Raw genomic sequence first — 20,983 nt, forward strand, 5'->3', positions numbered from 1 at the left:
GCAAGGGACATGCGCGTATCTCTTCGCCCATGAAACGTCTTTTTAACATCGACGACCGCGCACGGCTGCGCGAACGCTTCTTCGGGGCGACCCACGCGGTGCTGGCGCGACTATAAGGTCGCACGCATCCGAACCCCACGCCATTTCTGCATCCAAAATACGGGAGAGGTCCCTCATGTCCCCCACGAAATCCGCAAAAACGCTTTATGACAAGATCTGGGATGCCCACGTCGCCCACGAGGCCGACGACGGCACCTGCCTGCTTTATATCGACCGCCACCTGGTTCACGAAGTGACCAGCCCGCAGGCGTTCGAAGGTCTGCGCATGACCAACCGCACCGTGCGCAAGCCCCAGCAGACCATTGCCGTGCCCGACCACAACGTGCCCACCACGCTGGACCGCGCCAACGGCGGCATGAACGAAGAAAGCCGCATTCAGGTCGAAGCACTGGACAAGAACGCCAAGGACTTTGGCATTCACTATTACCCCGTGTCCGACGTGCGTCAGGGCATCGTGCACATCGTTGGCCCGGAACAAGGCTGGACCCTGCCCGGCATGACCGTGGTCTGCGGTGACAGCCACACGGCAACCCACGGCGCATTCGGTGCGCTGGCCCACGGCATCGGCACATCCGAGGTCGAACACGTTCTGGCGACGCAAACGCTGATTCAGAAGAAATCCAAGAACATGAAGGTCGAGATCACCGGCAAACTGCGCCCCGGTGTCACGGCCAAGGACATCACCCTGTCCGTCATCGGCGTGACTGGCACCGCTGGCGGCACCGGCTATGTCATCGAATATTGCGGCGAAGCGATCCGCGATCTGTCGATGGAAGGCCGCATGACCGTCTGCAACATGGCGATCGAAGGCGGCGCACGCGCAGGCATCATCGCGCCGGACGAGAAAACCTTTGAATACTGCATGGGCCGCCCCCACGCGCCCAAGGGCGCAGAGTGGGAAGCAGCCGTCGCATGGTGGAAAACCCTGTTCTCGGACGATGACGCCCAGTGGGACAAGGTCATCACGCTGAAGGCCGAAGACATTGCCCCCGTCGTCACTTGGGGCACCTCGCCCGAGGACGTGCTGCCGATCACGGCCAACGTTCCCGCGGCCAGCGATTTCACCGGCGGCAAGGTCGACGCGGCACAGCGGTCGCTGGACTATATGGGCCTGACACCGGGCACACCGCTGAGCGAGGTCGAAATCGACACCGTCTTTATCGGGTCCTGCACCAACGGCCGCATCGAAGATCTGCGTGCCGCCGCCGCGATCCTGAAGGGCAAGAAGATCAAGGACGGTATGCGCGCGATGATCGTGCCCGGCTCCGGTCTGGTGCGCGCCCAGGCCGAGGAGGAAGGTCTGGCCGACATCTTCAAGGATGCGGGTTTTGAATGGCGTCTGGCCGGTTGCTCGATGTGTCTGGCGATGAACCCCGACCAGCTTAGCCCCGGCGAACGCTGTGCGGCCACGTCGAACCGCAACTTCGAAGGCCGTCAGGGCCGGGGCGGACGCACCCACCTGATGTCGCCTGCTATGGCAGCGGCCGCAGCGATCACCGGCCACCTGACCGACGTGCGCGACCTGATGTAAGCCCGTGTGTTGCGGTCCGGTGAACAACGGGCCGCAGCACCACCGCCAAAGGATGCCCCGCGTGATGCCCCGCCTTCACCCAGAACAGAACACCGCCCGCACATGAGCGCCGCCGATACCCCTATCGGCTCGCTTTGGGTCGGCACGGAACTGCGCTGGCTGGATATTCTGGCCTTGCGCAGCTTTGCCTATCACGGGCATCCCGTGACCCTGTTCCACACCCACGATCTGCCCGACCCGCAGATCGACGGTGTCACGTTGCGCCACGCCTCCGAGGTTTATCACTACTCCGACGAATTGCTGGACGGGGTCACGCCCACGGTCTTTGCCGACCTGTTCCGCCTGCATATGGTGCAGGCCACCGACCTGACCTGGGTGGACACCGATTGCATTTGCCATCGGCCTTTTACTCCAAAAGACGGCTATCTGGTGGGTTACGAATCCCCCACCACGGTCAACAACGCGGTGGTGCGCCTGCCCAAGGACAGCGCCGCGTTGACCCTGCTGCTGGACCGGCTGAACGACCCCGGCTTTGTCCCGCCATGGCTGAAACGGGCGCACCGCAGAAAGCTGCAAGACCTGCCCGAAGGCGCGCAATTGCTGGCTGCGGCGAAACTGGTACCACCTGTTTTCGGCCCGCAGGCGCTGACATGGGCGCTGAACGAAACCGGCGAAATCGAACACGCTCTGCCGCGCCATGTGCTGAACCCGGTGCATTGGTCGATGGCAGACATCTACTTCAACCCCCACGGCGGCGTGGACGGATGGCTGCGCGAGGACACGCAGTGCATCCATCTGTATTCCAGCCGCATCCGCGCAACCCACCGGCGCGGCATCCCCTTCGAGGGCTCTTTCATTGCCAACATCGCCGCACAGGTCAAACATGACTTTGGCGGCCAACCCTTTCGAAAGATATAAGGACACCAGATATGGACAAGTTCGAAACCATCACAGGGGTCGCGGCCCCGATGCCGATGATCAACATCGACACCGACATGATCATCCCCAAAAACTTCCTGAAAACCATCAAGCGGTCGGGTCTGGGCGTAAACCTGTTCGACGAGATGCGCTATGACGACGACCGCAACGAGATCCCCGGCTTCGTGCTGAACCAGGAAGCCTACCGCAACACCGAGGTACTGGTCACCGGCGCCAACTTTGGCTGCGGGTCCAGCCGCGAGCACGCGCCGTGGGCGATCAAGGACTTTGGCATTCGCTGCGTCATCGCGCCCAGCTTTGCCGACATCTTTTTCAACAACTGCTTCAAAAACGGCATTCTGCCCATCGCCCTGCCGCAAGAGCAGGTCGATCTGCTGATGAAAGACGCCGAAAAGGGCTCGAACGCGCGGATGACTGTCGATCTTGACGCGCAAACGATCACCACCTCGGACGGCGAAGTCATTACCTTTGACGTGGACCCGTTCAAGAAACATTGCCTGCTGGAAGGTCTGGACGACATCGGCCTGACCATGGCCAAAGCGGACGACATCGCAAGCTTTGAAGCCAAGTCAAGCGCCGAGCGTCCCTGGGTCTGAGGCCCGGCAACGCGCGCTGCACGAAATTTTGGGGCTGCAAGCCATGCTTGTGGCCCCTTTTATGTCTGCGCGGCAGATTGGACACAAGATGTGCCACAATGCCCAGATTGTGCCTTATTTCTGATGCAAGATGGCACCACCCGTTCCCACAAAATGCCTTAACAATTGCGTTTGCTTTAACGCGAACTTGAGCCCGCCGGCGAAAGAAGGCACAAATTGGGCAAGAATGAGGCAAGCCGCCACAAACGGTGGAATCAAGTTGGAACAAGTTCGCGGCAACGTATCGCGTCTGGCCAGTTTGAAGGGAACGAGAAGTGATAGCACGACTGACAGGTGCCGCCATGCGCGGTCTCTTGGTGGCATTGATGATTGCCACTCCGGCGCTGATGCTGCCGGGGGTATCCGCTGACACCACGCAGATCATTCTGCTTGTCGCCTTGCTGGCCAGCTTTCTCGTTTTTATCGAATACAACTCGAACTTTCCCTCCATCATCGAATTCCGCAATGCGCCGCCCCTGAACCGTTTGCGGTTCTGTGGGGCTTTCGTGACCGTGTTTCTGCTGACCGTGATCTGTTCGGGCCTGACCGAACCAACGCTGATGACCGGCGCCATGACATCGGTGGCGCGTCTGGTCGGAAAAATTCTCGACTTCCCGTTTTCGCCGGTGCGCCTTGTGGTTCTGGCCCTGCCCCCGGAATTGCCCGAAACGTCCCTGCGCCTCGTGCGCGCCGCCGCCGGTATCAGCTATCTGATTGCGCTGATCACATGCGCCATCTTCGTTCTGATGGTGCGCTTGTTCGGCTGGCCGTCGTCGCGCAACGGTGCATTCAACGTATGGATCAACCTGCCGCTGTTCGACCCGACCGCAGGCGGCGACGCCCTGACACGGCTGCAACGTGATGCGCGGATCAACATGGTGCTGGGGATTTTGCTGCCCTTCGTGCTGCCCGCCGTGGCCAAGCTGGCCTCGGAAGTGATAGGTCCTATCACATTGCAAGAACCGCAAACCCTGATCTGGACGATGACCCTATGGGCCTTTTTACCTGCCAGCCTGTTGATGCGCGGGATCGCGATGGGCAAGGTCGCCGACATGATCCAGGAAAAACGCCGCCGCAGCTATGCCCGCGAAGCGGAAAGCGATTACCAAATCGCCTGATCCTGTGGGTCTGCGCGCTGGCGCTATTGACCCAACCCGCGCTGGCGGACAGCCTGCGCATTGCCACCTACAACACCGAACTGGCCCGCAAGGGCCCCGGCCTGCTGCTGCGTGACATCACTGGCGGCAAGGACGCGCAGGTTGATGCGGTGCTGGCTGTGCTGGTTCACGCCCAAGCCGACATCGTGGTTCTGCAAGGGTTCGACTATGACCTGACGGGCGCGGCGCTGACGGCCTTTGCCAAGGCGCTCGGGGCGAAGGGCCTGACCTACCCCCACCAGTTCGCGTTGCGGCCCAATACGGGTATGCCCACGGGCCTGGATATGGACGGCGACGGGCGTCTGGGCGGGCCGCGCGACGCCCAAGGGTACGGCACCTTCTCGGGGCAGGGCGGTATGGCGATCCTTTCGCGTTATCCGGTGGCCCGCGAAGCGGTGCGTGATTTCTCGGGACTGCTGTGGGCCGACCTGCCGGGGGCCACCCTGCCCCGCAGCGACGCCGGACCCTTTCCCAGCGCACAGGCCCAAGCCGCACAAAGGCTGTCCACCACCGGCCACTGGGTTGTGCCAATAGACATCCCGGACATGGGCCGCATCACCTTGCTGACCTATCACGCCACACCGCCCGTCTTTGATAGCCCCGAGGATCGCAACGGCCTGCGCAATGCGGACGAGACACGGTTCTGGCAGGTCTATCTGGACGGCGCATTCGGTCCTGCCCCCACCGACCGTTTTGTGCTGCTGGGCGATGCCAATCTGGACCCCGATGCAGGCGACGGCCGCCGCGCGACCATGCGCCAACTGCTGGGCGACCCGCGCCTGACCGACACAGCCCCCACCAGCGCCGGTGCCGCTGCCGCTGGCGATGCCACCGACACCGCAGATTGGGACGACCCCACACCCGGCAACCTGCGCGCCGACTATGCCCTGCCCTCGGCCGACTGGACGATCATCGGCAGCGGCGTCCTTTGGCCCGATCCGACCGATCCGCTGGCAGAAACCGTTGCCACGGCCAGCCGCCACCGGCTTGTCTGGGTCGACCTGACACGGTGACAACTTGACGCTTCCAACCCGCCGCGCTACGCCCCTTGCAACCCAATTTTCCGAGGAGAAAAGCCCATGTCGAACCCTTCCCTGTTGATCCTTCCCGGGGACGGCATTGGCCCCGAGGTCATGACCGAAGTGAAACGCATCATCGATTGGTTCGGTGCCAAGCGTGACCTGGCCTTTGACGTGGAAGAGGACCTTGTGGGCGGTGCCGCCTATGACAAACACGGCACACCGCTGCACGACGACACGATGGCCAAGGCCCTGCAAGTCGACGCCGTTTTGCTGGGTGCCGTGGGCGGGCCAAAATATGACAACCTTGATTTCAGCGTAAAACCCGAGCGCGGCCTGCTGCGCCTGCGCAAGGAAATGGACCTGTTTTCCAACCTGCGCCCGGCGCAATGCTTTGACGCGCTGGCCGACTTCTCGTCGTTGAAAAAGGACATCGTGGCCGGTCTGGACATCATGATCGTGCGCGAGCTGACTTCGGGCGTTTACTTTGGCGAACCCCGTGGCATCTTCGAAGAAGGCAACGAGCGTGTGGGCATCAACACCCAACGCTACACCGAATCCGAGATTGACCGCGTTGCACGCTCGGCCTTTGAACTGGCGCGCCGCCGTGGCAACAAAGTCTGCTCGATGGAAAAAGCCAACGTGATGGAAAGCGGCATCTTGTGGCGCGAAGTCGTGCAAAAAGTGCGCGATACCGATTACCCCGATGTCGAGCTGACGCACATGTACGCCGACAACGGTGCGATGCAGCTGGTGCGCGCGCCCAAACAGTTCGACGTGATTGTCACCGACAACCTGTTCGGTGACATCCTGTCCGACTGCGCCGCGATGCTGACCGGCAGCCTTGGCATGTTGCCCTCGGCCAGCTTGGGCGCACCCAACGCCGACGGCCGCCCCAAGGCGCTGTACGAACCGGTACACGGCTCGGCCCCCGACATCGCGGGTCAGGGCAAGGCGAACCCGATTGCCTGTATCCTCAGCTTCGCCATGGCGCTGCGCTACAGCTTTGACCAGGGCGACGAGGCTGCCCGTCTGGAAGCCGCTGTTGAAAAAGTGCTGGCCGACGGTGTGCGCACCGCCGATCTGCTGGGCGAAGAAGGTGTGACACCTGTTTCCACCACCGGCATGGGCGACGCGATTCTGGCCGCACTTGACGCGTCGCTGTGACCTGAAACCACCGTGTGCCCGCCCTATGCGGCGCGGGCACACATACGACCCCTTGAAGCCCTTTCAAATTCCGGCCAAGCCGAACGCAGGTTCCAAGAGGTCATCCCATGTCGCGCAATATCCAAGGCATCCTGATCGCCCTGCTGGGCTGTCTGATCTATTCCGCCCATGATGCGATCATCAAATCGCTGGGCGCCACGCTGCCCGCCGTGCAGATCGCGTTCTTTGCCTATCTGCTGGGCCTGCCTTATGTCATCCTGCTGCTGATCCGCGACACCACCCCCGGCACCCTGCGTCCCGCCAACCCGCTGTGGATGGCGATCCGCGTCGTGGCGGTGATGGTGGCAACGCTGGGCGCTTTCTATGCGTTTCTGGTTCTGCGGCTGGCCGAGGCGTATACGATCCTGTTTGCGGCCCCCCTGCTGGTCACCCTGCTGGCGGTCCCGCTGCTGGGCGAGGTGCTGCGCTGGCGGCGTGCCACGGCGGTGCTGGTGGGACTGGCCGGCGTGCTGGTGGTGCTGCGCCCCGACACCAACACGCTGAACATTGGCCATGCGGCGGCGCTGGCCTCGGCCATCGGCAACGCGATGGTCCACATCTCATCCCGCCGCATCGGCGGCTCGGAACGGCTGCCGCTGATGATCCTGTACCCGATGCTGGGCATCATCGTGCTGCTGGGTGCAGTCATGCCGTTCACCTTTGAACCGGTCAGCGGGCCAGCCTTTGGCGGGCTGGCGATCGTTGCGCTGTTTTCTTTCGTGGCCATGCTGTGCATGATCGAGGCCTTCAAACGCGGCGAGGCGGCGCTGGTCGCCCCGATGCAATATTCGCAACTGATCTGGGGCACCCTGTTCGGCATCCTGTTCTTCTCCGAATACCCCAAAGGGCAGACACTGTTGGGTGCTGCGCTGATCATCGGCTCGGGGTTGTACATCGTTTTCCGCGAAGCGGGGGCCAAACCCGGCGCTGCAATCACACCCCCCATCGCCGCCCGCCGCCCCTGATTTCAGGGGGCCATGGCGATTCAGACTTGCCAAATATGGGCAAAGGGGCTACCTCGCGGCCTCACGGTCGGGCTGTAGCGCAGCCTGGTAGCGCACCTGCTTCGGGAGCAGGGGGTCGGAGGTTCGAATCCTCTCAGCCCGACCAGTTTCACCAAACGCAGCGCCAGATGGCTTCGCCCCTTGGGCTGTCACCTATGGCAAGATGTGAAATGACCCCCCCTTACCACGTCGCTGTCGCCTCCATCGCCACAGGACCGTCAACATAGGCTGTCCACAGCCTTAGGCCCGCACCCTCCTCGGTCGCGTTCAACGTGAAATCGGCGTCATCGAACAGCGGGGACAGGCTGCGGAAATCGAACTGAGCGGGTGGCGCGCCCTTGATGGTTTCCGCGAACTGCGCCAGCATTGTCGCCTGCATCGGCCCGTGCACGATCAACCCCGGATACCCTTCCTCGCCCCGCACGTATGGCGCGTCATAGTGAATGCGGTGACCGTTGAACGTCAGCGCCGAATAGCGAAACAGCAGCGCGGCCGAGGGATCAACCTGCACCCGGTGCGCGCCGTGCGGGGCTGGGGGCAACACTTTGTCCGCCGCCCCCGGCGTGTCCGCACCGCGATAGACGATATCCTGCCGTTCGGTCAGCACCGACCGCCCGTCGCTGTCGATCTCGTGCAGAACCGTGACAAAGCACAACGTCCCGCTGCGCCCCTCTTTCACGACCACATCCTTAATCAACGAGCGACGGGTAACGGTCTCGCCCACGCGGATCACGCCGTGAAAGGCAAACGCCCCGCCTGCCCACATCCGGCGCGGCAACGGCACGGGCGGCAAAAAGCCACCGCGCGCCGGATGTCCGTCCGGCCCCAACTGCGATGTCGGGGCGGCTGGCGGTGCCAGGCACAGATGCACCAGCAACGGCGCCGCACTGCCCGGGCTGGTGTCGCCCTCGCGGTCAAAGGTCGCGTTGAACCGCTGCACCAGCGACGGCGTGACCCATTCGGATTGCGTCTCGGTGCGGCCGATCCAGCGGCGCAAATGGTCAATGTCCATCTTGGTCCCTCTGTCCGGTCGGTTCTCTGCCGTTACTGCTTTTGCAGCAACGTCACCTGCTCGGGCACAAACGCCTCGCCCTTGCCCCGTTCGACCAGCCCGGCCAGCGTGTCATTCACAGCCTGCGCCATCAAACGGGACGCGCCCAGTTCGGTGGCCATCTGGGTATAATACCCCGCATCCTTGAACGCGTTCTGGATCGAAAACCGCAGCGCGTCGGTGCTGCCCTCAAGAATATACGGCGCGACACGTTCCAACGCCACACCACCGGCACCCCCCTTGCGCAGGCAATCGACCATGGCCTCGGGGTCCATACCGTCCTGAATGGCACAGGCGGCAACTTCAGCAATCAGCGTCGCCGTGCCCAGCGAGATGATGTTATGCGTCAGCTTCAACTGGTGACCGCTTCCGACGCCGCCTGCGACAAAGATATTTTCGGCAAAGCAATCGAACAATGGACGCACCCGCTCGATTGTCGCGGCCGCGCCGCCGACCAGCAGGTTCAGCCGCCCTTCTTCCGCCTCTTTCGGCGTGCGGGTCATCGCGGCGTCGACGAAATCACAGCCCTTGTCACGCACCTGCGCGGCCAGCGCACGGGTCGAGCTGGGGATCGCGGTGGAACAGTCCACAACAACCGCCCCCGCCCGCAACGCGGCCAGTGCGGCACCGTTGCCAATCAGCACATCCTCGACCTGCGGTGTGCCGGTCACGCAGACCAGCAGAATATCACAGGTTTCCGCCAGCTTGGCCGCACTGCCCCACGCGGTGCCGCCCAGCGCCACCAGATCATCGGTGGGCTGATTGCCCGGATGATCGAGAAAGCCCAAGTCCCAGCCCTTTTGCAGGATGTTCTTTGCAATGCCGTGCCCCATAAGCCCGACGCCGATAATTCCGACTTTTGTCATCTGACTGACCTCTTTCCGTTTCCGCGCGGACAGAACCACGCCGCGCGACAAAAGGGAACGGGCTGTTCCATGATCGGCCGGCTTGATCACCTATGATGCAAAGGGACTTTACACCTTCGTATGAAATCCGTCTAACCTCGGGCGTCTTATAGACCCTGCCACAGACGCCAAGCCACTTACAGGAGACGCCACATGTCCTGGCATATGCCCGCAGAAACCGCCCCACAGGATCGCATCTGGATGGCCTTCCCGCGCGAGGGTCAAACGCTGGGCGACACCAGCGTACAGCGCGAGGCGGGATACGCCGCCTGGGCGCATGTGGCCAACACCATTGCCGAATTCCAACCGGTGTCGATCATCGTCGACCCCACCGAAAGGACGCGTGCCAAACGGATGCTGTCGGCCGGGATCACCATCCATGAACGCACCATCGACGATTTCTGGATGCGCGACCCCGGCCCGACCTTTGTGCACGACGCCGATGGCAAACTGGCGGCGGTAGACTGGATTTTCAACGGCTGGGGCGGCGGCGACTGGACAGCCAGCGGCAACGACCGCGATCTGGCCCGCTTTATTGCCGATCTGGAAGACGTGCCCGTCGTCCCCTCGTTGCTGGTGAACGAAGGTGGCGGGATTCATGTGGACGGTCAGGGTACCATACTGCTGACAGAAACCGTGCAACTGGACCCGGGGCGCAACCCCAACCTTGACCGCACGCGCGTGGCCGAGGAAATGGCCCGCACGCTGGGGGCCAGCAAAGCAATCTGGCTGCCGCGCGGACTGACGCGGGACTATGAGACCTTTGGCACGCGCGGACATGTGGACATCGTGGCCTGTCTGCCGTCACCCGGCGTGATCCTGCTGCATGATCAACGCGACCCGTCGCACCCCGATCATGCCGTGATGCAAGACATCCGCGCGCAACTGGCGCAGGAAACCGACGCCCAGGGCCGCAGCTTCCAGATCATCGACCTGCCCGCGCCCGAGACGCAAACCGACGACCACGGCCCCGTCGACTGGAGCTATGTGAACCATCTGGTGATCAACGACGCGGTCATCGCCTGCGCCTTCAACGAACCCCGCGCCGATGCGCAGGCCCAAGAGATCCTGGCCGCAGCCTATCCGGGCCGTCAGGTCGTGGGCGTCGATGCAACCGAACTGTTCGCGCGCGGCGGCGGCGTGCATTGCATCACCCAGCAGCAGCCGAAACCGCGCGCCCAATGAACGTTGTTGAAGCGTCAATCGCCGACCTTCGGGCCGCGTTAGAGACAGGGGAAACCACCAGCGTCGCACTGGTCGAAACCTATCTTGATCGCATCGCGCGCTATGACAGCAGTGGCCCCTGCCTGAACGCGGTACCCGTGCTGAACCCCGACGCACTGGCCGACGCCCGCGCCTCGGATGCACGCAGGGCGGCGGGACAGGTGCGCGGCCCGCTGGACGGCATCCCCTACACGGCCAAGGACAGCTACAAGGCCAAGGGGCTGACCGTCGCCGCGGGATCACCCGCCTTTGCCGATCTGATGGCCACCGACGACGCCTTTGCCATCGCGCAGTTGTGCAAGGCGGGGGCGGTGTTGATCGGGCTGACCAACATGCCCCCCATGGCCAACGGCGGGATGCAGCGCGGCGTCTATGGCCGCGCGGAATCGCCCTATAACGCGGACTATCTGACGGCTGCCTTTGCATCGGGTTCGTCGAACGGCTCGGGCACCGCCACCGCCGCCAGCTTTGCCGCCTTCGGTCTGGGCGAGGAAACATGGTCCAGCGGGCGGGCGCCTGCGTCGAACAATGCGCTGTGTGCCTACACACCCAGCCGCGGCGTGATCTCGGTGCGGGGAAACTGGCCCTTGGTGCCGACGATGGACGTGGTGGTGCCGCACACCCGCAGCATGGCCGATTTGCTTGAAGTGCTGGATGTGATCGTGGACGACGACCCCGAGACCCGCGGCGATTTCTGGCGTGCGCAGCCGTGGCTGACGCTGCCCCGCGCCTCAGACGTGCGTCCCGCGTCCTATCCGGCGCTGGCCGGGGGCACCCTGCGCGGCAAACGCTTTGGCGTGCCTGCGATGTATATCAATGCCGACCGCGATGTCGGCACGGCGCAGGATGCGGGCATCGGCGGCCCCACCGGCCAGCGGATCGAAACACGCGCGTCGGTCATTGCGCTATGGCAACAGGCGCGCAAAGCACTGGAACTGGCGGGGGCAGAAGTCGTCGTGGTCGATTTCCCCGTCATCACCAACTACGAGGGCGACCGCCCCGGCGCGCCAAAGATTAACACGCGCGGGCTGGTGTCGGCAGAGTATCTGAAACGCGAGATTGTCGATCTGTCCGTCTGGGGCTGGGACGACTTTCTACGGGCCAACGACGATCCGTCCCTGAACCGCCTTGCCGATGTGGACGGCGCACAGATCTTTCCCGCGCCCAACGGCAGCCTGCCCGACCGCTACACCGGATTTGACGACGACATCGCCCACTATCCCGCCCACGCCCGCGCGCATCCCGTTACGGATTTCACCAAAATCCCCACGCTTCCCGACGGCCTACAAGGACTGGAAGACACCCGGCGCATCGACCTTGAGGACTGGATGGACGGTCTTGGCCTTGATGCGGTGATCTTTCCGACCGTCGCCGACGTGGGGCCCGCCGATGCCGACACAAACCCCGCCTCGGCCGATCTGGCGTGGCGCAACGGGGTTTGGGTCGCCAATGGCAATCTGGCGATCCGGCACCTGGGCATTCCGACAGTATCCGTGCCGATGGGCACGATGGCCGACATCGGCATGCCCGTCGGGCTGACATTCGCCGGACGCGCCTATGACGACAACAACTTGCTGTCCATCGCCTGCGCGTTCGAGGCGACCGGCCCCTACCGAACCCCGCCACCGCGCACGGCGGACTGACCTCAGGGCAGCGCCGCCCTGTCGAACGTGGTGCGCCAGTTGTCCTCGAACAGCGTGCGGCGCTGGCGGTCCATCGCCACCAAAAGCGTGGGGTCTATGGAGATATACCGCTGGATGCTTTGCTCTAACCCCGTCTCGTCGGCACTGTCACGTTGCACCAGATTGCTGTCCGCCAGAATCGCCTGCCCCTGCGCAGACAGCAGGAAATCCAGCAACAGGGCGGCGTTCTGCGGATGCTGTGCCGTTTTCGGAATCATGTAGGCCCGCGACAGGAACAGGGTGTAATCCTGCGGATAGATCACGCCCACATTGGCAAATGACGCAAAATCCAGGTAGGACCCCAGCACGTTATAGGCCAGCAGATACTGCCCGCTGTTCACGCCTGAAATGATCTCGGCGGAACAGCACGTGGCCACGGCATCCACGCGCGAGAACCCTTCCAGCAAGCCACCGAATGTGGTCGCCTGCTGGCTGTCCATGAAGGCGAACAGATAGCCCAGCCCCGATGCCTCGATGTCATAGGTTGCGATCTTGCCGCTGTAGGTCGCGGGCTTGCGCCGCATCAGGTCCAACAGGTCGAACCGTGTGCGCGGAGCCTCGTCCAATGGCACCAGATCGGTGTTATAGATCACCACCGCCGCTTCCTTGGTCACCCCCCACAGCTCGTCCCGCCAGCGGCGTGCGGCGGGCAAGGCGGCGGTCGTGACCGAACTGTAGGGGCTGGCGCAGGCGCGGTTTACCAGATCGACCATCTGGTGAATGCCGGACGAAAACACAGCGTCCACAGCGGCAGCATCGCCCGCGCAAACCGCAAGGCTTTCTGCATAAAGCGCGTTCGACCCCCATTGTTCGTAATTCAGGCGAACCTCAGGATAAAGCGCCACAAAGGCCTGCAAGGCCGGGCTAAGGACCGCGATATCCGTGGTTGATCGCAGGGTCAGTTCGGTGTCGGGTGCTGCTCCGGGTGCGATGAACTGCGCGACGGCTTCTTGCGCCGTGGTGGGGGCCGGGCACATCGCAAGGCCAAAGCTGGCAAAGATAAGTCGCTGGAACATACGGCGGATCACGGGGCGCCCCCTTCGGCGCTGGCCGGAAAGGTCAGCGTCACCCGAAACCCGTCCGCAACGCGGCCCATCTGCATCTGGCCGTCAAACGCTTCGGCCACCGCGCGGACGATGGACAGCCCCAAACCCGCGCTGTTTCCCTTCGACGCGGCGGACCGTTCAAACCGTTGCCCCATGGTGGCCAGCACATCCGCGGCAGGTCCGCGCCCTGCGTCCTGCACCCAGATCTGGTTGCGCGTGTCACCCCCCGAAACGCCGATCACCACGGGGGCCACCCCGTGGCGCAGCGCATTGGCCAGCATGTTCTTGACCGCCTCGCCCATCGAAATCTCGTCCGCCAGCACCATCACCGGCGCGTCCCCGATGCTCAGGTGCACCTCGGTGTCTGGGTCGTGGTCGACCCCTTCCAGAACGCTCAGCGCGATGTCCCGCAAATCCACCGGCGTGGGCGCCGCGTTTTCCGTGCGGTGGATCACCAGCGCGCGCGACAGCATCTGGTCCAGCAGCGTGCCCAGCGACCGCGTGCGCCGCACCATCCGCTGCAACCGCTGTGCGCGGTTATCCTCATCGTCTTCCAGCGCCAGCTCCGCCTGTGCGCGGATCGCGGCCACTGGCGTGCGCAACTGGTGCGCGGTGTCCGAAATCAGGTTCTTCATCGCGCCCACCTGCCGGTCCAGCCGGAACATGAAACGGTTCATCGCCTGCACCATCACAGCCATTTCCGCAGGACCGCCCGTGGGCATCGGCGTCAGGTCGTAAGGATCGCGGCGCGACAGTTCGGCCGTCAGCCCCTCAAGCGGGCGCATGGCCGACCGGATCACTAAAAACGCACTGACCAGCAGCACGACCCCCACCGCCCCCGTCAGCATCAGCGCGCGCGTGGTCAGGTCCAGCGCCAGCGCACTGCGCGCCCGCAGGGTCTGGCCGACGGTCACGAATATCCGCCCCGAATAGGCGCGTTCGGCAAATGGGCGGGCCACGGTCACGAAGCGGGCAGCCTCTTGCTGCATGTTTCCGTCATAGAACACCGGGCGGGCCAAATCCTGTTTCACAACCGCGCTCAGGTCGAACCCGTCATAGCCGGTCAGCAAACGGCCATCGGATTCGTGCACCGCGTAGAAAATGCGGTCGTCCGCCGCCAGCGACAACAGGCTGAACGCGGACACCGGCAGATCGACCAGCGGCGCGCCGTCTGAAATGCTGATCGATTCCGCAATGTCCTGCGCCGCGCCCACCAGCAACCGGTCAAACGATTGCCGCGCCGCACTGCGCCCGTATTCGAACGTGGCAATCGCCACCACCACACCGCCCAGCGCCAGCAGCGACAAGACCCCGATCATCACCCGCGCCAGCAGCGTCCGCGGCCCGCCGCGCAGGGCGCTAGTCATCCTGAAAAATCCGGTAGCCCAGGCCCCGCTGCGTCTCGATCCGCACCGTTGACGGGGCCAGTTTCTTGCGCAGCCGCGCGATATAAAGCTCGATCGCGTTCAGCCCGACATCGGCGTCGTCAAAGGCAAACAGCCCGTCATAGAGACGCTGTTTGCTGACAACCTGCCCCTGGTGACGCATCAGCATCCCCAAAAGCGTCGCCTCGCGGCGGGTCAGGTCCAGCGGTTTTTGATCCAGCGTCGCGGTCAGGGCAGCCGCCGAAAACCGCAACGGACCCAGCGCGACCTCGTCTGATTTCTGCGCGGCCTCGCGGCGCATCAGGGCGCGCAGCCGCGCATCCAGTTCGCGCTGGTCAAAGGGTTTCACAAGGTAATCGTCGGCCCCGAGGTTCAGCGCCGAAATGCGGTCGTCCACGGAAAACTGCGCAGTCAGCATCAGAACCGGCGTGCGGTCACCCCGCGCGCGCATGTCCTGCAACAGCGCGGTGCCGTTGCGATCAGGCAGGTTGATGTCCAGAACAATCGCCTGATAACTCTGCACCGCCAGAAAATCCTCGGCGGTCTCGACGCAGTCGGCCACATCGCAGGCCATGCCGGACTTGCGCAGGCGAATGGCCACGGCTTCGGCGACATCCGTGGCATCCTCCACGATCAATACCCGCATCAGCCCCTCCCCTGACTGCCCTGCGTCCACATGACAGGTTCACGACAGCTTTGTCGCCTAAAGTCTTATCAGCCAAACGCGAGGAGACTGCAAATTGCAGTGCGTTGGCACGGAATTCGGGCAACGCGACAGCCCGACAGATATAAAAGTGGAGGACCACCCATGATCAGCATGATCACCAAGGCAAGCCGCCTGACCATCGCCGCAGCCTTTGTGGCGACATTCGCCGCAGGCGCTCAGGCCCAGGGCTTTACCCCCGAAAGCCCCGAATGCATCGCCCCCGCCAACCCCGGCGGCGGTTGGGATTTCACCTGCCGTCAGGTCGGCAAGATGCTGCAAGACGAAGGGCTGATCGAAAAGACCATGCAGGTCGTCAATCTGGCCGGTGGTGGCGGTGGCGTGGCCTATGCCGAAGTGGTCAACAAACGCAACGACAGCAACGACCTGATCGTCGCGGCATCCTCCGCCACCGCCACACGTCTGGCGCAGGGTGCCTATCCGGGCAACACCATGGATCAGGTCCGTTGGCTCGCGTCGGTTGGCGCTGACTACGGTGTCATCGCCGTGGCCGCAGACAGCGAAATCAAGGACCTGCCCGAGCTGCTTGAAAAGATCAAAACCGATCCCACCAGCATTTCGGTCGCGGGCGGTTCGGCTGTTGGCGGCTGGGACCACCTGAAGGTTCTGATCGCGGCCAATGCGTACGGCATCGACGATGTGCGCACGGTCAAATACATCGCCTTTGACGGCGGCGGCGAGGCTGTGACACAACTGCTGGCCGGTTCGGTTCAGGCCTTTACCGGCGACGCATCCGAAGCCAAAGGGTTCGTGGACAGCGGTGACATCCGCGTTATCGCGGTTCTGTCGCCCGAGCGTCTGGAAGGCGATTTCGCCAGCTTCCCCACAGCCAAGGAACAGGGCGTTGATGCCATCGGCGCCAACTGGCGCGGTTTCTACGCCCCCGGCGGCATGAGCGACGAAGCCTATGACGCATGGGTTTCGAAAATCGGTGATCTGTACGCCAGCGACCAGTGGAAAGAGGTTATGGCCAACAACGGTCTGGCCCCGCTGGACCTGCAAGGCGCGGACTTCGAAGCTTTCGTCGCTGACAACGTTGCCGAAATCGCCGCCATCTCGCGCGAAATCGGTATCATCAAGTAAGCCGCCCCCAGGCCGCTTATCCCAAGGGGCGCTGCAACACATTGCGGCGCCCCGCGTGCATCATCCCCTCGACATTCCAGCAAAGGATCATCCCATGACGGATCGTATTTTTGGCGTCGTCGGCATCCTTCTCGCAATCGGCTTTGCATTTGCCGCATTCGCGATCGAAGAAAGCTTTTTGTCCGACGCCGTGGGCCCCAAGGCCTTTCCCCTGATCATCGCCACCATCCTTGGCCTCAGCTCGCTTGCGATTGTGCTAAAGCCCGACGCATCCCCCGAATGGCCCAGCCTTGGCCGTCTGGCCGAAATCCTCGCGGCGGCGGTGGTCATGGTGCTTTATGCCGAACTGCTTCCTGAGCTGGGTTTCATCATCGCCACCTGCTTTGCCGCCGCATACCTGACCTGGCGTCTGGGCTCGGGGCTGCTGGCCTCGGTTGCGACGGGTGTGGGCACGTCTGTGGGCATCTATGTCATTTTTCACCTCGTGCTGGGCCTGTCGCTCGCGCGTGGTCCCCTCGGATTTTAAGGAGGCCGACTTATGGAAACCTTCGCATCTCTTGCTGACGGTTTTGCCATCGCGTTGACGTGGCAGAACATCCTTCTGGCCCTGCTGGGCTGTTTTCTGGGCACCATCATGGGCGCATTGCCCGGCCTTGGACCATCGAACGGCGTGGCGATCCTGATCCCGCTGGCCTTTACCCTTGGCCTTGGGCCGACCGCGTCACTGATCCTGCTGACCTCGGTCTACTACGGTGCCATGTACGGCGGGCGGATCTCGTCGATTTTGCTGAACATCCCCGGTGACGAACCGGCAATGATGACCTGTCTTGACGGCTACCCGATGGCGAAAAAAGGCATGGCCGGTCAGGCCTTGTCCCTTTCGGGTATCGCATCTTTCGTCGGTGCGTTCTTTGCCACATGGGGTCTGATCTTTCTGGCGCCGCAACTGGTCAAGATCGCGCTGCTGTTCGGCCCTGCCGAATACTTCGCCCTGTTCGCGCTGGCCTTCATGACATTGGGCGGCGTGTCGTCGACCAATCAGGCGAAATCGGCCTTTGCCGCAGCACTGGGTCTGGGTCTGGCGATGATTGGCGTGGACACCCAAACCGGCGTGCCGCGCTTTACCTTTGGCGAAGTGCACCTGTACGACGGTCTGGATTTCCTTGTGGCGATCGTGGGTCTGTTTGCCCTGTCCGAGGTTTTCATCTTCCTTGAAAACCGCCACGGCGACGCCAACGCCTCTGCCGCCAAGATCAAGGTGGGCCGCCTGACACCGCCCATGTCTATGCTCAAGCAAACCACACCGACGATGATCCGCTCGACCATTCTGGGCTTTATCGCGGGCGTTCTGCCCGGTGCAGGGGCCTCGCTGGGGTCGTTCATCTCGTATTCCTTCGAAAAGCGCCTGGTTGACAAAGAGGGAAAAACTTTCGGCAAAGGCGACCCGCGCGGCGTGGCCGCACCCGAGGCCGGCAACAACGCCGCCGCCGGTGGCGCGCTGGTGCCGATGCTGGCGCTGGGTGTTCCGGGGTCTGGGACCACCGCAGTTCTGCTGGCGGTTCTGCTGTCGCTGAACATCACACCCGGACCGCTGCTGTTCACCCAGAACCCCGACGTGGTCTGGGGTCTGATCGCGGCGCTGTTCATCGCCAACTTTATGCTGCTGGCGATGAACATCCCGATGGTGGGCCTGTTCACCCGTGTGCTGATGGTGCCGCCGCGCATCCTGATGCCCGTGGTGGCAATGGTGTCCTTTGTCGGCATCTACGGCATCTCGGGGTCGTCGTTCGACCTGTTGGTCATGATCGGCTTTGGCCTGATGGGCTGGGTCTTGCGCAAACTGGACGTGCCGCTGGTGCCGATCATCCTGGGCACGCTTCTGGGCAACGCGATGGAAAACAACCTGCGCCGCGCCATCACCATCGACAACGGTGACTGGTTTACGCTGATCGACAGCCCGCTGGCGATAGGTCTGTGGCTGGTTGCGATCATCGGGTTCATCCTGCCCCTGATCGTGGGCCGCAAGGTCAAGGCCAAGATGCACGAGCGCGGCGACGACGAAGGGTCGATCTCGGACTAAACGAAAGCAGGCGGCGCGGCACAGTCCCCAAGCGGACCGCCGCGCCGCCGATGCCATCGCACATGGATCCGCGCGGGTCAGTTGCGGACTGCCAGCACCCTGCGCGTGGCCATCAGCACAGTGTCCGACGCCGCCGCAGGCGTCTGCCCCGCGCGGGTCATCACACCAATCGGACCGCGCGTTGGCGATGTGTCGAACGGCAACCGCACCAACCGACCCGCGGCCAGCGCCGGGGCGACAACCCCGTGCGAAATGATCCAGACCGCGTCCGACGCAGGCGTGTAGACATGGGCAAAGGCACCCGAAACCGTCTCAAGCTTGTTCGGCAGATCACCGATGCCATTGGCCAGCATGAACGTCTCGACCAGCCCATAGATCGCACTGTCGCGGGGCGGATAGATCACCGGCCAGTCGCGCAACCCGGCAAGGTTCGGCGCACGCAGCAGCGGATGATCCGGGCGCACGACCATGTCGACCACTTCGGTATATAGCTGGGTGAACGACAGACCCTGCATCGTCTCGACCGCCCCCAGCCGTCCGATCACCATGTCCAAGGCCCCCGCGCGCAGCCGCCCCACCAGATCGCCATGCGCGCCCTCGACGATATGCATCTGCAAAAGCGGCGCCGCATCCGCCAGGTGCGCCACCACCTGCGGCATCAGGCTGGCCGCGACCGACGGCAGCGCCCCCACCGCCACCACGGTGCGCCCGCCGCGCATCATCTGGTCCACACCGTCCAGTCCCTGTTGCAAGGCGGCCAGCGACGTTTGTGCAAAATGCCAGAACACCTCGCCCTGCGGCGTCAGGGTCACGCCGCCCCTGTCGCGCTCTAGCAATGTGGCCCCCAGCGTTTCCTCAAGCTCTTTCAGCGTGCGTGACACTGCGGGTTGGGTCAGGCTCAACCATTCCGAGGCCCCCTTCAGACTGCCCTGCCGCACAATTTCGACAAAGCACTGGATGTGGCGGAATTTGATGCGTGGATTCATGGGCAGTTACCAAAACTGATAAGTTTAATGCCTAACATATCAATTTACCTGCACAGAAACAGCAGTAAGTTCTTCGGCAGGAGAAGGAAATCTATATGCGCACTCAAGTTGTCATTATCGGTGGTGGACCGTCCGGCCTGCTCTTGGGCCAACTCCTGCACACCCAAGGCATCGACGCGATTGTTCTGGAACGCAAAACCCAAGCCTACGTGCTGTCACGCATCCGTGCCGGTGTGCTGGAACGCGGGCTGGTCGGGTTGATGGAACAGGCGGGCGTGTCCGAACGGATGCATGCCGAAGGCTACATTCACGACGGCACCATGGTCGGTTATGACGGCGATATGTTCCGCATCGACTTTGCCGAACACACCGGCAGTTCGGTCATGGTTTACGGCCAGACCGAAGTGACCCGCGACCTGTACCAGGCCCGCGACAAGGCAGGGCTGCAAACCATCTACGAGGTCGAAGACGTGGTGATCCACGACGCCAAGACCGATGCGCCCTACGTCACCTACACCAAGGGCGGACAGCCCAGCCGCATCGACTGCGACTTTGTCGCCGGATGCGACGGGTTCCACGGCGTCAGCCGCAAAACCATCCCCGAGACGCAGCGCCGCGAATACGAAAAGGTTTACCCCTTTGGCTGGCTCGGCATCCTGTCGGAAACGCCCCCCGTCGACGACGAGCTGATCTATTCCAATTCGGAACGCGGCTTTGCGCTGTGCAGTATGCGCAACGATCATCTCAGCCGTTACTACATCCAGTGCCCCGTCACCGACAGCGTTGACGCATGGTCCGACGACGCATTCTGGGACGAGCTGAAACGCCGCATTCCGCAAAGCGCCGCCGACACCATCGTCACCGGACCCAGCATCGAGAAATCCATCGCGCCGCTGCGGTCCTTTGTGACCGAGCCGATGCGCTGGGGGCGGCTGTTCCTGTGCGGTGACGCCGCGCATATTGTCCCGCCGACAGGGGCCAAGGGGCTGAACACCGCCGCCTCCGATGTGCATTACCTGTATAACGGGCTGAAACAGTTCTATCTGGACCACGACAGCGACGGCATCGACCATTATTCCGAACGCGCCCTTGCCCGCGTCTGGAAGGCCGAGCGGTTCAGTTGGTGGTTCTCGAACCTGATGCACACCTATCCCGGACAGTCGGATTTCGATAAGAAAATGCAACTGGCCGAACTGGCCTTCCTGCGCCAAAGCCCTGCCGCCCAGGCCGCAATGGCCCAAAACTACGTCGGCCTGCCCTACTGAG

General features: G+C 63.1%; 19 protein-coding genes and 1 tRNA gene. 14 read left to right on the plus strand and 6 right to left on the minus strand.

All coding sequences use genetic code 11. From position 1 onward, the window contains the following. Positions 1-175: 175 nt before the first annotated feature. From leuC to AAC077_RS08585, 8 genes are all read left to right on the plus strand, one after another. A complete protein-coding gene (leuC, locus tag AAC077_RS08550) occupies positions 176-1,591 on the plus strand; it encodes a 3-isopropylmalate dehydratase large subunit (RefSeq protein ID WP_339768514.1) in 1,416 nt (471 codons plus the stop codon). Between the two features lie 102 nt (positions 1,592-1,693). After that, positions 1,694-2,509 carry a hypothetical protein gene (locus AAC077_RS08555; protein ID WP_339768515.1) on the plus strand — a complete coding sequence of 272 codons (816 nt, stop codon included), beginning with the start codon at positions 1,694-1,696 and terminating at the stop codon, positions 2,507-2,509. An 11-nt stretch (positions 2,510-2,520) separates the two neighbouring features. Further along, a complete protein-coding gene (gene leuD, locus AAC077_RS08560; RefSeq protein WP_339768517.1) occupies positions 2,521-3,126 on the plus strand; it encodes a 3-isopropylmalate dehydratase small subunit in 606 nt (201 codons plus the stop codon). Positions 3,127-3,467: 341 nt separating this feature from the next. Further along, positions 3,468-4,283, plus strand: coding sequence for a hypothetical protein (locus AAC077_RS08565; RefSeq protein WP_339768518.1), 816 nt, complete (start codon positions 3,468-3,470; stop codon positions 4,281-4,283). Between the two features lie 41 nt (positions 4,284-4,324). Further along, positions 4,325-5,335 (plus strand): endonuclease/exonuclease/phosphatase family protein, encoded by a 1,011-nt coding sequence (locus AAC077_RS08570; RefSeq protein WP_339769490.1) that lies wholly within the window; start codon positions 4,325-4,327, stop codon positions 5,333-5,335. A 66-nt stretch (positions 5,336-5,401) separates the two neighbouring features. Next, positions 5,402-6,508 (plus strand): 3-isopropylmalate dehydrogenase, encoded by a 1,107-nt coding sequence (leuB, locus tag AAC077_RS08575; RefSeq protein ID WP_339768520.1) that lies wholly within the window; start codon positions 5,402-5,404, stop codon positions 6,506-6,508. 107 nt (positions 6,509-6,615) lie between these two features. Continuing rightward, positions 6,616-7,512, plus strand: a complete 897-nt coding sequence (locus AAC077_RS08580; protein WP_339768522.1) for a DMT family transporter — start codon at positions 6,616-6,618, stop codon at positions 7,510-7,512. 68 nt (positions 7,513-7,580) lie between these two features. Further along, a tRNA-Pro gene (locus AAC077_RS08585) sits at positions 7,581-7,657 on the plus strand. A gap of 75 nt (positions 7,658-7,732) precedes the next feature. Here AAC077_RS08585 and AAC077_RS08590 read toward each other — a convergent pair. After that, a complete protein-coding gene (locus AAC077_RS08590) occupies positions 7,733-8,563 on the minus strand; it encodes a MaoC family dehydratase N-terminal domain-containing protein (RefSeq protein ID WP_339768524.1) in 831 nt (276 codons plus the stop codon). A gap of 32 nt (positions 8,564-8,595) precedes the next feature. Continuing rightward, positions 8,596-9,468, minus strand: coding sequence for an NAD(P)-dependent oxidoreductase (locus AAC077_RS08595; protein ID WP_339768526.1), 873 nt, complete (start codon positions 9,466-9,468; stop codon positions 8,596-8,598). Positions 9,469-9,660: 192 nt separating this feature from the next. Between AAC077_RS08595 and AAC077_RS08600 the strand changes: the two genes are divergently transcribed. Both AAC077_RS08600 and AAC077_RS08605 read left to right on the plus strand, forming a co-directional pair. Then, positions 9,661-10,692: an agmatine deiminase family protein gene (locus AAC077_RS08600; protein WP_339768528.1), complete on the plus strand. Its 1,032-nt coding sequence runs from the start codon at positions 9,661-9,663 to the stop codon at positions 10,690-10,692. After that, positions 10,689-12,374, plus strand: a complete 1,686-nt coding sequence (locus AAC077_RS08605) for an amidase (RefSeq protein ID WP_339768530.1) — start codon at positions 10,689-10,691, stop codon at positions 12,372-12,374. Before AAC077_RS08600 ends, AAC077_RS08605 begins: the two co-directional genes overlap by 4 nt. A gap of 2 nt (positions 12,375-12,376) precedes the next feature. Here AAC077_RS08605 and AAC077_RS08610 read toward each other — a convergent pair whose 3' ends face one another. The 3 genes from AAC077_RS08610 to AAC077_RS08620 are packed head-to-tail and all read right to left on the minus strand — an operon-like array spanning position 12,377 to position 15,490. After that, on the minus strand, positions 12,377-13,441 hold the full coding sequence (locus tag AAC077_RS08610; RefSeq protein WP_339768532.1) for an extracellular solute-binding protein: 1,065 nt from the start codon (positions 13,439-13,441) through the stop codon (positions 12,377-12,379). Then, the gene (locus AAC077_RS08615; protein ID WP_339768534.1) at positions 13,438-14,826 is read right to left on the minus strand and encodes a sensor histidine kinase; all 1,389 of its coding nucleotides are present in this window, start codon (positions 14,824-14,826) and stop codon (positions 13,438-13,440) included. The genes AAC077_RS08610 and AAC077_RS08615 overlap by 4 nt, the downstream gene beginning before the upstream one ends. Then, positions 14,819-15,490: a response regulator transcription factor gene (locus tag AAC077_RS08620; RefSeq protein WP_339768536.1), complete on the minus strand. Its 672-nt coding sequence runs from the start codon at positions 15,488-15,490 to the stop codon at positions 14,819-14,821. Before AAC077_RS08620 ends, AAC077_RS08615 begins: the two co-directional genes overlap by 8 nt. A 171-nt stretch (positions 15,491-15,661) precedes the next feature. Between AAC077_RS08620 and AAC077_RS08625 the strand changes: the two genes are divergently transcribed. From AAC077_RS08625 to AAC077_RS08635, 3 genes are all read left to right on the plus strand, one after another. Beyond that, complete coding sequence (locus AAC077_RS08625; protein WP_339769492.1) at positions 15,662-16,651, plus strand: tripartite tricarboxylate transporter substrate-binding protein; 990 nt, start codon at positions 15,662-15,664, stop codon at positions 16,649-16,651. 94 nt (positions 16,652-16,745) lie between these two features. After that, positions 16,746-17,177 carry a tripartite tricarboxylate transporter TctB family protein gene (locus tag AAC077_RS08630; protein WP_339768538.1) on the plus strand — a complete coding sequence of 144 codons (432 nt, stop codon included), beginning with the start codon at positions 16,746-16,748 and terminating at the stop codon, positions 17,175-17,177. 12 nt (positions 17,178-17,189) lie between these two features. Beyond that, the gene (locus AAC077_RS08635; RefSeq protein WP_339768540.1) at positions 17,190-18,731 is read left to right on the plus strand and encodes a tripartite tricarboxylate transporter permease; all 1,542 of its coding nucleotides are present in this window, start codon (positions 17,190-17,192) and stop codon (positions 18,729-18,731) included. A gap of 77 nt (positions 18,732-18,808) precedes the next feature. On the opposite strand, the gene pcaQ is transcribed toward AAC077_RS08635, so the two are convergent. Next, positions 18,809-19,717, minus strand: a complete 909-nt coding sequence (pcaQ, locus tag AAC077_RS08640; RefSeq protein ID WP_339768542.1) for a pca operon transcription factor PcaQ — start codon at positions 19,715-19,717, stop codon at positions 18,809-18,811. A 95-nt stretch (positions 19,718-19,812) separates the two neighbouring features. Between pcaQ and pobA the strand changes: the two genes are divergently transcribed. After that, positions 19,813-20,982, plus strand: a complete 1,170-nt coding sequence (gene pobA / locus AAC077_RS08645) for a 4-hydroxybenzoate 3-monooxygenase (RefSeq protein WP_339768545.1) — start codon at positions 19,813-19,815, stop codon at positions 20,980-20,982. Position 20,983 lies beyond the last annotated feature (1 nt).

The organism is uncultured Pseudosulfitobacter sp., assembly GCF_963976325.1.
Taxonomy (GTDB): Bacteria; Pseudomonadota; Alphaproteobacteria; order Rhodobacterales; family Rhodobacteraceae; genus Pseudosulfitobacter.

What these genes read in the sequence shown, in the direction of transcription:
- AAC077_RS08605 (WP_339768530.1), top strand. Translation starts at nt 10,689, where the DNA reads ATGAACGTTGTTGAAGCGTCAATCGCCGACCTTCGGGCCGCGTTAGAG.
- AAC077_RS08555 (WP_339768515.1), top strand. Translation starts at nt 1,694, where the DNA reads ATGAGCGCCGCCGATACCCCTATCGGCTCGCTTTGGGTCGGCACGGAA.
- AAC077_RS08635 (WP_339768540.1), top strand. Translation starts at nt 17,190, where the DNA reads ATGGAAACCTTCGCATCTCTTGCTGACGGTTTTGCCATCGCGTTGACG.
- pobA (WP_339768545.1), top strand. Translation starts at nt 19,813, where the DNA reads ATGCGCACTCAAGTTGTCATTATCGGTGGTGGACCGTCCGGCCTGCTC.
- pcaQ (WP_339768542.1), bottom strand. Translation starts at nt 19,717, where the DNA reads ATGAATCCACGCATCAAATTCCGCCACATCCAGTGCTTTGTCGAAATT.
- AAC077_RS08565 (WP_339768518.1), top strand. Translation starts at nt 3,468, where the DNA reads ATGCGCGGTCTCTTGGTGGCATTGATGATTGCCACTCCGGCGCTGATG.
- AAC077_RS08625 (WP_339769492.1), top strand. Translation starts at nt 15,662, where the DNA reads ATGATCACCAAGGCAAGCCGCCTGACCATCGCCGCAGCCTTTGTGGCG.
- AAC077_RS08590 (WP_339768524.1), bottom strand. Translation starts at nt 8,563, where the DNA reads ATGGACATTGACCATTTGCGCCGCTGGATCGGCCGCACCGAGACGCAA.
- AAC077_RS08615 (WP_339768534.1), bottom strand. Translation starts at nt 14,826, where the DNA reads ATGACTAGCGCCCTGCGCGGCGGGCCGCGGACGCTGCTGGCGCGGGTG.
- leuC (WP_339768514.1), top strand. Translation starts at nt 176, where the DNA reads ATGTCCCCCACGAAATCCGCAAAAACGCTTTATGACAAGATCTGGGAT.
- AAC077_RS08595 (WP_339768526.1), bottom strand. Translation starts at nt 9,468, where the DNA reads ATGACAAAAGTCGGAATTATCGGCGTCGGGCTTATGGGGCACGGCATT.
- AAC077_RS08600 (WP_339768528.1), top strand. Translation starts at nt 9,661, where the DNA reads ATGTCCTGGCATATGCCCGCAGAAACCGCCCCACAGGATCGCATCTGG.
- AAC077_RS08620 (WP_339768536.1), bottom strand. Translation starts at nt 15,490, where the DNA reads ATGCGGGTATTGATCGTGGAGGATGCCACGGATGTCGCCGAAGCCGTG.
- leuD (WP_339768517.1), top strand. Translation starts at nt 2,521, where the DNA reads ATGGACAAGTTCGAAACCATCACAGGGGTCGCGGCCCCGATGCCGATG.
- AAC077_RS08580 (WP_339768522.1), top strand. Translation starts at nt 6,616, where the DNA reads ATGTCGCGCAATATCCAAGGCATCCTGATCGCCCTGCTGGGCTGTCTG.
- leuB (WP_339768520.1), top strand. Translation starts at nt 5,402, where the DNA reads ATGTCGAACCCTTCCCTGTTGATCCTTCCCGGGGACGGCATTGGCCCC.
- AAC077_RS08630 (WP_339768538.1), top strand. Translation starts at nt 16,746, where the DNA reads ATGACGGATCGTATTTTTGGCGTCGTCGGCATCCTTCTCGCAATCGGC.